The following is a 12134-nucleotide window of genomic DNA, read 5'->3' as shown; positions in this document are numbered from 1 at the left end:
AAGACCGCGTCCGCTGTCAAGTGGGCGATCGTGACCGCCTCGTGACCAGGCCGTGTGTCTCCGACGGCCGAGCGGGAAGACCCGCGCCGACACGGTGGCCCGCGCCCCCCGCGGGCTGCGCGCTCTTACCCGGGCTGCCGGCCGGAACGGCCTCGTCCTCATTCGCCGGAAGGGCTGAGAGTGCCGGCCGGCGTCACAGGAGCGAGGGCACCTCGGTCGCCGAGACCTCCCGGGCCGCCCGCTCCACGGCACTGGCCAGCAACGCCAGATCCGTAGGGCCGTTCCCCAGCTCCCGCACCTGACGGCGGGCCGGCGGATCGCCCATCCGGTGCCACTCCAGCGGCACGACGGTCGGCCGCAGCGTCGCCGTCCGCGGAATGCGTCCGGTGACCCGGCCGCCCTGGAACGGCAACACCCGTCCGTCCGCCCAGGCCAGCCGGCCGCGTCCCGGCGCCGGTTCGTCCGGCCCGGCGGCGACCGCGTCCAGCGTCACCCGCAGGGTCGCCCGACGGGCCGTCTCCGACTCCGCCGTACGGCCGCCGACCGCGGCGGCGGCCACCAGGTGCACCCCGAGCCGCTCGCCCTCGCGCGCCACGGCCTCCAGCGCGCGCACCACCGAGCCGGCCGCCGGCCTGCCGGTGGAACCCAACGCGGGCGAGACCAGGGCGTCCAGGTCGTCCACCACGACCACGAGCCGGGGCAGCGGCGGCACCGCTTCGGCCTGCCGGCGCCCCGCTCCCGGCCGCAGCCGCATCGTGGAGCTGGGCGGGCTGTCCAGGTCCCCGGTGAGCTCGCCGGGCCCGGCGCCGGGGCCCGCTGCCGCCGCGCGCTGTGTGACCATGCGGCCCGACAGCGCCCGCCCGGTGTGCCACTCCGCGAAGTCGGACCGCCCGAGCAACTCGGCCCGCCGCTTCAGCTCGGCGCTCAGCGACTGGGCGAACTCCCGCATGCGGACGGGGTCGTTGGCGGTCAGGTGGGTGGTGACATGCGGTATGTCGGTGCACGCCCGCAGTCCGTCGCCGTGCCCGCTGCCGGCGCCGACGCCGTCCCGGCCGTCGATCAGCACGACGCCCAGCCGGTCCGGCCGCTCGGCCGCCGCGAGCGAGGCGACGACGGCCCGCAGCAGCTCCGTACGCCCGCTGCCGGGCGGTCCCTCGATCAGCAGATGCGGCCCGTCCACGCCGAGGTCCGCTCCGACCGGGCCGCGCGGTCCGGCCCCGAGCACGGCGCAGGCGCGCCCGCCGAGGGCCTGCGGGTCGTCGCTCGCGTCGGCCCACCGGGCCATCAGCGACGCGGGCGTGGCCCGTGCCAGCCCCAGCTCGTCCAGCAGCCGTGCCGCTTGGGGCAGCGGCACGGACACACGCGCGTGCCGCTCCCCGAGGCCGCCCTCCGTCCGCAACGGTGCCAGTGCCCGTGCGAACCGCTCCGCCCAGGCGGGCGAGACGGCGTCCACCGCGGCGACGGTGCCGTGCCCGACCGGGCCGTGGGCCTCGCCGTCCACCGTCTGGTCGCGGCCGGGGGCGCCCGGCTCGGCCGCTCCGCCGCGCGCCACCCGCATCAGCCGCAGCGCCGTCGCCACATCCCCGCTGAGCAGCGCGACCGCACCGCACCCCCGGAACGTCGGCGACACCGTGCACGCCGCCTCGTACGTCTCCGTCACCGGCGACGCGGGCGACGCCGAAGCCGTCTCCGCGAGGCACACGACGTGTATGCCGGCCCGCGGTCCCTCCAGCGCCAGCCGCGCCACCGCCTCGCGCACATCGGCGCCCCCGGGATCGCCGTCCACGACGACCACGGTGTACGGCCCCGCGAACCCGTCCGTCACATCGGCCGCGCCGTCGTCCCGCGCCCACGAGGGCCGGCGCACGGCCCGCTGACCGGGAATCCGGCCGTCGTGCGCGGCGGGGTTCGCGCCGCCTCCACTGTGCGGGGCGGGGCCCGCGGCGCTTCCACCGTGCGGGGTGGGGCCGGCAGCGACTCCGTCGCGCGTGGCGGGGGTTGGGGCACCGCCACTGTGCGGGGTGTGGCCCGCGGCGTTTTCACCGTGCGGGGTGGGGCCGGCGGTGGCGCCGTCGCGCGTGGCGGGGCCCGGGACGCTTCCACCGTGCGGGGTGCGGCCTCCGTCGTGGGCCGCGGGGCCCGGGGCGCCCCCGCCGTGCCCGGCAGAGCCTGCGGCGCCTCCACCGTGCGGGGTGGGGCCCGGGACGCTTCCACCGTGCGGGGTGCGGCCTCCGTCGTGGGCCGCGGGGCCCGGGGCGCCCCCGCCGTGCCCGGCAGAGCCTGCGGTGCCCCCGCTGCGCCCGGCAGGGCCTGCGGTTCCCCCGCCGTGCCTCGCCGGGTCCGCCGTCATGTCCTCCAGGCGGCGCAGCAGCTCCTCCGTGCGGGCCGTCGCCTGTTCGCGGTCGTAGGCCAGCAGCAGACGGCAGTCCTGGCCGTGGCCGGGGCGGACGTGCGGGAGCCAGCCCAGCCAGGCCCACTCGGCGGTGCGCTCCTCCAGGGGGCGGGCGCGGTCCACGCTGAGCAGGACGACTTCCAGGGCGTCCGGCGAGTGCAGCGCGGCGAGCTGGGCGAGCACCGCGCGGGCCAGCCCCGCGAGCCGCTCGCGCGGACCGGCCAGGCCCAGCGCCCCGACCTCCCGCAGATCGGCGGTCACCGGGACTGCGGGCAGCAGCCCCGAGCCGTCGGGTGCCGTCCGGTCGGCCGTGCCGAGCCGCACCGTGAGCGCCTCCGCGTGACCGGGTGCGCGCTCCCACAGCCGGGGGCCGGGGCCCAGGGCCGTCAGCAGCAGCGAGGCCGGGTCCGGCCAGGTCTCCGGCTGCCGGGGACCGTCGGCCGCCGCGGGCCGGCCGGACTCCTCCATCGGCTCGTCATCGTCGTACGCCCCGTCCCGCTCCGCCCCCGGCTCCGCGCGCCCGCCGGCCAGCCGCCGCGCCCACGCCGTGAGCCCGCCCCGCCTGCGTACGCCCTGCGGTACGTCGGTGCCGCGCAGCGGGGTGCCCTTGCGGGTACCGCCGGGCGCCGCGTCCTCGGCGGTGGCGGCAGCCGCGGGACTGCCGGGTTCACCGGCGGCCGCGCCGCTGAACGTGCCCACGCCGAAGCCGGTGCCGTGGGTGTCGCCGTCGCGCGGACCCGGGAGCCGCCCCGTGGCCGGGTCGTGCCGCTCGATGTGTGGTGCGCCGCCCTGGACCGGCACGATCGGCGGCTCGACGGGATGGTGCTCCTGGGCGGCCGACCGGTCCGCCGAGGGCGCGGCCGCATCGCCGCCGTCCGCCACGCGCGTGTGACGCACGGCCGACTCCGCGGGCACCGGCGGACGGGCGCCGGCCTCGCGGTCGCCCCCGGCGGGGACGCGCACATGCCCCTCCCCGTCCGGTTCCGTCCGGACCCGCGCGCCCGGACCGCCTGCCGGGGTCAGCCGCAGGGCCGACTCGCCGATCCGCAGCAGGGCGCCCGGCGCGAACCGCACCGGGCGGGTGGTCAGCCGGGCGCCGTCCAGCGTGGTGCCGTTCGTCGAGCCGAGGTCGGCGACCGAGACGCGGCCGTCGGCGGCGACCGTCACCGCGCAGTGCAGCCGGGAGACGTCCGGGTCGTCGAGCGGGACGTCGGCGTCGGCGGAGCGGCCGATGCGGATCTCACCGCCGTGCAGCAGATGGACGCCGCCCGCGTCCGGACCCGCCACCACATGGAGCTGCGTCGGGGCGTCGTCCAGCTCGGGGTGGGGTTCGGGGGCCGCCGGGGCGCCCAGGGACAGCACCGCGCCGTCCGTCAGCGGGGGCTCGCCGAGGGTGCTGCGCCGGTCGTCGAGCCGCTCGGCGCCCGCGTACAGCACGATCGGACCGCCGCCGCGCTCGGCCTCTCCCGTCCGGGAGCCGGCCCCGTCGCCGGCCACCGCCGACGCGAGCGCCGACGCCACCGCGGCCAGGGCCGTGCCGGCCGGTGCCGTGACCAGCACGTCGCAGCTCGCGGCGCGGCCACGCACCGGGGCGGGCGGGGCCATCGGGTCTACGACGGTCAGCCGGATCTGCATCGGCGTCAGCGGTCCCTTCTACGCGGGCGCGGACCAGGGCCCGGCCGATGGATCCCCGTGGCGTCGCGCCGCCCGGCACGCACTCGCGCCGCACCGCGCCGAGGCCCGAGCGGCTCCGCCGCGAGGGCCTGCGTGCCGTATGCCGGGGGCACGCACCGAGCGCCGCCCCTCTTCCCGCGGAGATCCATCGGACGGGCCCTCCCCACCCCACACGAGCACATCGGCCAGTACGTCAGGCATCCTCGCACCTGCCACTGACAACGCGCCCCCCGCCCGAAGGCAAGTGATCTTGATTGGTCGGCTCTGCCCGTAAAAGTGCCTGACAGTTGACTTGCGGGCGACCGCTTGAGATCAGTCACGCCCGCTTGCGGCAACCACGGGACTGAGCCGAGCGTCTTTCCTTCGAACATGTACGGGAAGCCGTACGTAAGACGGACAGAATGACGACACCCCGGTGCCCGGGGGCACGGCACTACAGTGGGTCGGAACGTAGACAAGCAGCAGGGAGCGCGACGTGCGGCCGGTAGGCAGCAAGTACTTCCTCGAGGAGCCGCTGGGCCGCGGCGCCACGGGGACCGTCTGGCGAGCCCGTCAGCGGGAGACCGCGGGCGCCGAGGCGGCCGTCCCGGGGCAGCCCGGCGAGACGGTCGCGATCAAGGTGCTCAAGGAAGAGCTCGCCAGTGACGCGGACATCGTCATGCGGTTCCTGCGTGAGCGGTCCGTCCTGCTCAGGCTGACCCACCCCAACATCGTCCGGGTGCGTGACCTGGTCGTCGAGGGCGAGCTGCTGGCCCTGGTCATGGACCTCGTCGAGGGCCCCGACCTGCACCGCTACCTGCGCGAGAACGGCCCCTTCACCCCCGTCGCCGCGTCCCTGCTCACGGCGCAGATCGCCGACGCGCTGGCCGCGAGCCACGCCGACGGCGTCGTCCACCGCGACCTGAAGCCCGCCAACGTCCTGCTCCAGCAGAACGGCGGCCAGATGCACCCCCTGCTGACCGACTTCGGCATCGCCCGCCTGGCCGACTCCCCGGGCCTGACCCGCACCCACGAGTTCGTCGGCACGCCCGCGTACGTCGCTCCCGAGTCCGCCGAGGGCCGCCCGCAGACGTCCGCCGTCGACATCTACGGCGCCGGCATCCTCATGTACGAGCTGGTCACCGGACGCCCGCCGTTCGGCGGCGGCTCCGCCCTGGAGGTGCTGCACCAGCACCTGAGCGCCGAGCCGCGCCGCCCCTCCACGGTCCCCGACCCGCTGTGGACCGTCATCGAACGCTGCCTGCGCAAGAACCCGGACGAACGGCCCAGCGCCGAGAACCTCGCCCGCGGCCTGCGCGTCGTCGCCGAGGGCATCGGCGTGCACGCGAACTCCGCGCAGATCGCCGCCGCCGAGGGCGTCGCCGCGCTGCTCGCCCCGGACCCGGCGCCGGCCACCGTCCCCGGCTCTGCCGACCCCACACAGGTGATGCGGCACGGTGCCGGCTCCTTCGATCCGAACGCCGCGACCAACGTCCTGCCGCACACCGGCGCCCCCGGCCCGGCGGGCGCTGCCGACCCCACCGCCGTCCTGCCGCACACCGGCGGCCCCGGCGCCGCGGACCCGACGGCCGTCATGCCGCCGGTGCCGCCGGGGCAGCCCGGCGGACCCGGCCCCGAGGACCCGCACCCCTGGCAGAACCAGCTGCGCGCCGCCCGGGACCGCAACGAACAGACGCAGGTCCAGTACCTCGACCCCAACCAGGACCCGCTGCGCCGCCGCCCCCAGCGCCAGGTGGCGCGCCCGCAGCAGCCCCAGCAGCGCCCGCCGCAGCGCGGACAGCAGGGCGGTTACGGCCACCCGCAGCAGCATCAGCCGCAGCAGCACCAGCCGCAGCCGTACGCCCCGCCGCGCCAGCCGCAGCAGCAGCCCCAGCGGTACGCCCCGCCGCCTCCGCCGGAGCCGCAGCGTCCGCAGCGCGAGCCGCGCCAGCCGCGTCAGCGCAGCGCCAACCCGATGCGGATCCCCGGCCTGGGCTGCCTCAAGGGCTGTCTGTTCACGATCGTCATCCTGTTCGTCGCGGGCTGGCTGGTCTGGGAGCTGAGCCCGCTGCAGGAGTGGATCGGCACCGGCAAGGGCTACTGGGACCAGCTCTCCGACTGGTTCAGCACCGTGACCGGCTGGATCGGCGACCTCGGCGGCAGCTCCGGCGGAGGCTCCGGCACCAACTGACCGAGCCCCACGGCGTCGGCCGGTTTGGTTACTTGTCGACATCTGGCGGGTGATTTCCGCCTCCGCGGTGAAGGTTGGCCTGTCGTGCGCGTAGTTTTGTCGACCGGGGTTCCCGGGATTGTCGGCTGGGAGTCCGGGGGCCGTCCCCCGGAATGACGCAGCAGCGACACAACGCGTCGGTAGGAGCAGTCTTGGCACGGAAGATCGGCAGCCGGTACACCGCCAACCAGATCCTGGGGCGGGGCAGCGCCGGCACGGTGTGGCTGGGCGAGGGACCCGAGGGGCCCGTCGCCGTCAAGCTGCTGCGCGAGGATCTCGCGTCCGACCAGGAACTCGTCGGACGCTTCGTGCAGGAGCGCACTGCGCTGCTCGGCCTGGAGCACCCGAACGTGGTCTCCGTGCGCGACCTGGTGGTCGACGGCAACGACCTGGCGCTCGTCATGGACCTGGTCCGCGGCACCGACCTGCGCACCCGGCTCGACCGGGACCGGCGGCTCGCGCCCGAGGCGGCGGTGGCGATCGTCGCGGACGTCGCGGACGGGCTGGCGGCGGCACACGCGGCCGGCGTCGTGCACCGGGACGTCAAGCCGGAGAACGTCCTGCTGGACATGCAGGGTCCGCTCGGCCCGGGCGGCTCCCACCCCGCTCTGCTGACCGACTTCGGTGTGGCGAAACTCATCGACTCGCCCCGCCGCACCCGCGCGACGAAGATCATCGGCACGCCGGACTACCTGGCACCGGAGATCGTCGAGGGCCTCCCGCCCCGCGCCGCCGTCGACATCTACGCACTCGCCACCGTCCTGTACGAGCTGCTGGCGGGCTTCACGCCGTTCGGCGGCGGCCACCCGGGCGCCGTGCTGCGCCGCCATGTCACCGAGACGGTGGCGCCGCTGCCCGGCATCCCCGACGAGCTGTGGCAGTTGATTGTGCAGTGCCTCGCGAAGGCGCCGGCCTCCCGGCTGCGGGCCTCGGAGCTCGCCACGCGGCTGCGGGAGCTGCTGCCGCTGGTCGCCGGGATGCCGCCGCTGGACGTGGACGAGCCCGACGCGGAACCGGACGAGGACGAGGCGCCGGCCGCCGAGGAGGCCGCCCCGCAGAGCGAGCGGGTCCGGCGGCGGGGCGCGGTGCCGCTGGTGCCGGGCGCGAAGCCCGCGGACTCCAACCGGGACACGCACACGTCGATGAGGGTGCCGGCGCCCGACGAGCTGGCCGGCGGCGCGCGCGGCACGGCCCGGGTGCCGAGGGCGGCGGGCGCCCCGCGTCCGGGTTCGGCCCGTCACCGGGTGGCGGCGCGGCGGCGCCGGGTGGCCCTGGGGGCGGCCGCGGTGGTGCTGGCCGCGGCGGCCGGTGTCGGTGCCTGGCTGGCCACCTCGGAGGACGACGCCGGCGCGACTCCCCAGGACACGAACAACACGGCCCCGGCGACGCCCTAGCCTTCGTCGGCGGCCCCGTTTCAGCCCGTCCGGCGTTTGAGGACAAGGCCCTTCGGGGCCGGCCGGGGTCCAGGGGGCGGAGCCCCCTGGTACGTGTGCCGGGACCCCGGGTGACCTCGTGCCGACAGCACTCGGACCTCGCCGCTTGGCGGAGCCGTTACGCTGGAGGCGTGGCAGTCGTCGATGTATCCGAAGAGCTCAAGTCCCTCTCCTCGACCATGGAGTCGATCGAGGCCGTTCTGGACCTCGACAAGCTGAGGGCAGACATCGCCGTGCTCGAGGAGCAGGCGGCCGCGCCGTCCCTGTGGGACAACCCGGACGAGGCGCAGAAGATCACCAGCAAGCTGAGCCACCTCCAGGCCGAGGTCAGGAAGGCCGAGGCACTGCGGGGGCGGATCGACGATCTCGCCGTGCTCTTCGAGATGGCCGAGGAGGAGGACGACCCGGACACCCGTGCCGAGGCCGAGTCCGAGCTCACGGCCGTCCGCAAGGCGCTGGACGAGATGGAGGTCCGCACGCTGCTCAGCGGTGAGTACGACGCCCGTGAGGCGCTCGTCAACATCCGCGCCGAGGCGGGCGGCGTCGACGCCGCCGACTTCGCCGAGAAGCTGCAGCGGATGTACCTGCGCTGGGCGGAGCAGAAGGGCTACAAGACCGAGGTCTACGAGACGTCGTACGCCGAAGAGGCCGGCATCAAGTCGACCACCTTCGCCGTGCAGGTGCCGTACGCCTACGGCACCCTCTCGGTCGAGCAGGGCACCCACCGCCTCGTGCGCATCTCGCCCTTCGACAACCAGGGCCGCCGCCAGACCTCCTTCGCCGGCGTAGAGATCCTTCCCGTGGTCGAGCAGACCGACCACATCGAGATCGACGAGTCCGAGCTGCGCGTGGACGTGTACCGGTCGTCCGGGCCCGGCGGCCAGGGCGTCAACACCACCGACTCCGCGGTGCGGCTGACCCACCTTCCGACCGGCATCGTCGTCTCCTGCCAGAACGAGCGGTCGCAGATCCAGAACAAGGCGACCGCCATGAACGTCCTCCAGGCGAAGCTGCTGGAGCGGCAGCGCCAGGAGGAGCGGGCCAAGATGGACGCCCTCAAGGACGGCGGCAGCTCCTGGGGCAACCAGATGCGTTCGTACGTCCTGCACCCGTACCAGATGGTCAAGGATCTGCGCACGGAGTTCGAAGTCGGTAACCCCGAGGCTGTTTTCAACGGTGAGATCGACGGATTCCTGGAAGCCGGAATTCGCTGGCGCAAGCAGCAGGAGAAGTAAGTTTGTCGACAAGGCAACTACCGCTGGGACGGCGGTAGTTGCCTTTTCTGTTCCTGCATGTCTGGGTTTTACATCACACTCACAGGTTCCAACCCCTGGCAAAGAGCCCGTACTTGGACATCGCGCGCGCAACGGCCTTGACGAAGACTTGAAAAATGGGAAGGGTAAAGCGTGGCATGCGTATCTCTGGGGCGCATGTGAACCGGGGGGCTCTTGTTCTGCTACCTCCGTCGATCACGGCCGGCCCCTGAGCGCTGTCTCACTGACGATTCAGCTACTGGGGGTAGCAACCAGATGACGAAGAAGACGCGGATCCGTATCGCGCGCCTCGCTGCCGGTGCCGTGATCGCGGCCGGCGCCTCGCTGACCGCTGCGGGTGCCGCTTCCGCCGCGGAGGCTGAGGACTGCATCCTCGGCCTCTGCATCGGCGACGACGACCCGACCGACCCGCCCACCGAGGAACCGACCGACATCCCGACGGACATTCCTACGGACATCCCGACCGAGGAGCCCACGGACCCGACGGAGCCCACCGAGGAGCCGACGGAGCCGCAGGAGCCCACCGAGGACCCGACCACGGAGCCGTCCGACCCGGGCAACGGGAACGGCAATGGGAACGGCAACGGTAACGGGAACGGCAACGGCAACGAGAACGGCAACAACGGCGGGGGCAACAACACCGACCCCGACGGTGGAGCCTCCACCCAGGAGGAGGGTTCCTCCTCCCTGACCGAGACCGGCACCGACAGCACCGGCACCGGCGCCAGCACCTCCGCCCAGGGCGGCGGCGACGAGCTCGCCGAGACGGGTGCCGCGCAGACCACGTTCCTGCTGGTCGGCGCCGCCACCATGATCGCCGGTGGCATCGGCTTCCGTGTGCTGCCGCGTCTGGCCGGCGGCCGTGGCGGTGCGGCTGCCTGACGGTAGCCGAACGTCTGCGCCGTGTGACGGACGTCGTACGGCCGAGGGGCCCGGAGCGTGTTTCGCTCCGGGCCCCTCGTCATGTCCGCGTACGGTGCGTGCGGCCCTATGCGGTCTGGTGCGCCAGCAGGGCCACCGCGGCGATCAGTACCGCCAGCAGGGCGATCAGCGTCATCGGGTTCAGGCCCGCCAACGGGTTCTGCTGCTGAAGCCGCTCGCGATTCGCCCTGCACACGGGGCAGCGGCCCTCACTCACGGGCGCGGCACAGTTCGCGCACACCAGCCGGTCGTACGTCATGCGCCACCCTCCTTGCGAGTCCCTCCGGGGGGTTCAACGGGTTCAGCCCCGAGAACGTTCCCCCTTCCACCATGCCAGGTTCCCCTGCAAAGGGCGCGGGCGCCCTCGGAGGGGTGGTTGTCATTGTCTCGCGGCTGCGGGCGCCATGTGGCGGGTCGCGCAGTTCCCCGCGCCCCTTTCAGGGCATCACCTGATCCGGCATAAATGGGCACAACCCTTACGCAACCCCTTCCGGCGACTGCGCCCCCACCCCCGGTTCGCGTATGGTCACGCTCATCTACCCCCGGCTACCCGTGGTGCATCCGTGATCCGATTCGACAACGTCTCCAAGGTCTACCCCAAGCAGACCCGCCCCGCACTCAGGGATGTGTCCCTGGAAGTGGAGAAGGGCGAGTTCGTGTTCCTCGTGGGGTCCTCCGGCTCCGGAAAGTCCACCTTCCTGCGGCTGATCCTCCGCGAGGAGCGGGCCAGCCATGGACAGGTGCACATCCTGGGCAAGGACCTCGCGCGCCTCTCCAACTGGAAGGTGCCGCAGATGCGCCGCCAGCTGGGGACGGTGTTCCAGGACTTCCGGCTCCTTCCGAACAAGACGGTCGGCGAGAACGTCGCCTTCGCCCAGGAGGTCATCGGCAAGTCGCGCGGCGAGATCCGCAAGTCCGTACCGCAGGTGCTCGACCTCGTCGGGCTCGGCGGCAAGGAGGACCGGATGCCCGGCGAGCTGTCGGGTGGTGAGCAGCAGCGCGTGGCCATCGCCCGTGCCTTCGTCAACCGGCCCAAGCTGCTCATCTGCGACGAGCCCACCGGCAACCTCGACCCGCAGACCTCCGTCGGCATCATGAAGCTGCTCGACCGGATCAACCGGACGGGTACGACGGTCGTGATGGCCACGCACGATCAGAACATCGTGGACCAGATGCGCAAGCGCGTCATCGAGCTGGAGAAGGGCCGCCTCGTCCGCGACCAGGCACGCGGCGTCTACGGCTACCAGCACTGACCCGACCCGTCCACGGAAAGGCCTGAAAGAGACGCCATGCGCGCCCAGTTCGTACTGTCCGAGATCGGTGTCGGTCTCCGCCGCAATCTGACGATGACCTTCGCCGTCATCGTCTCCGTAGCCCTGTCGCTCGCCCTGTTCGGCGGGTCGCTCCTGATGAGCGACCAGGTCAACACGATGAAGGGCTACTGGTACGACAAGGTCAACGTCTCGGTGTTCCTCTGCAACAAGAGCGACGCCGAGTCCGACCCCAACTGCGCCAAGGGCGCGGTCACCGAGGACCAGAAGAAGGAGATCCTCGCCGACCTGGACAAGATGACGGTCGTCGAGAAGGTGACGTACGAGTCGCAGGACCAGGCCTACAAGCACTACAAGGAGCAGTTCGGCGACTCGCCGCTGGCCGCCTCGCTGACGCCGGACCAGATGCAGGAGTCGTACCGGATCAAGCTGAAGGACCCGGAGAAGTACACGGTCATCGCGACCGCCTTCGACGGGCGCGACGGCGTGCAGTCCGTGCAGGACCAGAAGGGCATCCTGGACAACCTCTTCGGGCTGCTGAACGGCATGAACTGGGCCGCGCGGGCGGTGATGGCGCTGATGCTCGTGGTCGCGCTGATGCTGATCGTGAACACCGTGCGGGTCTCGGCCTTCAGCCGGCGGCGCGAGACCGGCATCATGCGCCTGGTCGGCGCCTCGGGCTTCTACATCCAGGCGCCGTTCATCATGGAGGCCGCCGTCGCCGGGCTCATCGGCGGCACGGTCGCCTGTGGCTTCCTGGTGGTCGCCCGGTACTTCATCATCGACCACGGCCTGGCTCTGTCCGAGAAGCTGAACCTGATCAACTTCATCGGCTGGGACGCGGTGTTGACGAAGCTGCCGCTCATCCTCGCGACGAGCCTGCTGATGCCGGCGTTGGCGGCGTTCTTCGCGCTGCGCAAGTACCTGAAGGTGTGACCAACGCCAAGGGGGCCGTACGGG

Annotated in this window: 8 protein-coding genes; 6 read left to right on the top strand and 2 right to left on the bottom strand. The window is 73.3% G+C overall.

All coding sequences use genetic code 11. The features are described from left to right. Window positions 1-193: 193 nt before the first annotated feature. Window positions 194-4027 (bottom strand): FHA domain-containing protein, encoded by a 3834-nt coding sequence (locus ACGFW6_RS41990; protein WP_393522109.1) that lies wholly within the window; start codon window positions 4025-4027, stop codon window positions 194-196. Window positions 4028-4541: 514 nt separating this feature from the next. Between ACGFW6_RS41990 and ACGFW6_RS41985 the strand changes: the two genes are divergently transcribed. The 4 genes from ACGFW6_RS41985 to ACGFW6_RS41970 all read left to right on the top strand — a co-directional run bounded on the left by ACGFW6_RS41985 (window position 4542) and on the right by ACGFW6_RS41970 (window position 9864). Next, window positions 4542-6236 (top strand): serine/threonine-protein kinase, encoded by a 1695-nt coding sequence (locus ACGFW6_RS41985; protein WP_393522107.1) that lies wholly within the window; start codon window positions 4542-4544, stop codon window positions 6234-6236. Window positions 6237-6427: 191 nt separating this feature from the next. Next, window positions 6428-7669: a serine/threonine-protein kinase gene (locus tag ACGFW6_RS41980; RefSeq protein ID WP_393522105.1), complete on the top strand. Its 1242-nt coding sequence runs from the start codon at window positions 6428-6430 to the stop codon at window positions 7667-7669. A 170-nt stretch (window positions 7670-7839) separates the two neighbouring features. Next, on the top strand, window positions 7840-8943 hold the full coding sequence (gene prfB, locus ACGFW6_RS41975) for a peptide chain release factor 2 (protein WP_030952750.1): 1104 nt from the start codon (window positions 7840-7842) through the stop codon (window positions 8941-8943). A 294-nt stretch (window positions 8944-9237) separates the two neighbouring features. Beyond that, the gene (locus ACGFW6_RS41970) at window positions 9238-9864 is read left to right on the top strand and encodes an LPXTG cell wall anchor domain-containing protein (RefSeq protein ID WP_393522103.1); all 627 of its coding nucleotides are present in this window, start codon (window positions 9238-9240) and stop codon (window positions 9862-9864) included. A 106-nt stretch (window positions 9865-9970) separates the two neighbouring features. Here the strand turns inward: ACGFW6_RS41970 and ACGFW6_RS41965 are convergent, their stop codons facing one another. Then, window positions 9971-10162 carry a hypothetical protein gene (locus ACGFW6_RS41965; RefSeq protein ID WP_393522101.1) on the bottom strand — a complete coding sequence of 64 codons (192 nt, stop codon included), beginning with the start codon at window positions 10160-10162 and terminating at the stop codon, window positions 9971-9973. A gap of 304 nt (window positions 10163-10466) precedes the next feature. Between ACGFW6_RS41965 and ftsE the strand changes: the two genes are divergently transcribed. Together ftsE and ftsX are read left to right on the top strand one after the other, a co-directional pair. After that, window positions 10467-11156 carry a cell division ATP-binding protein FtsE gene (ftsE, locus tag ACGFW6_RS41960; protein ID WP_030952755.1) on the top strand — a complete coding sequence of 230 codons (690 nt, stop codon included), beginning with the start codon at window positions 10467-10469 and terminating at the stop codon, window positions 11154-11156. Window positions 11157-11192: 36 nt separating this feature from the next. Next, complete coding sequence (ftsX, locus tag ACGFW6_RS41955) at window positions 11193-12110, top strand: permease-like cell division protein FtsX (RefSeq protein WP_393522099.1); 918 nt, start codon at window positions 11193-11195, stop codon at window positions 12108-12110. Window positions 12111-12134 lie beyond the last annotated feature (24 nt).

It is taken from the genome of Streptomyces sp. Y7 (assembly GCF_043195415.1).
In the GTDB taxonomy this organism is placed as follows: Bacteria; Actinomycetota; Actinomycetes; order Streptomycetales; family Streptomycetaceae; genus Streptomyces.
Note: the sequence above shows the minus strand (reverse complement) of the source record. Positions and strands in the feature narration are given on the sequence as shown.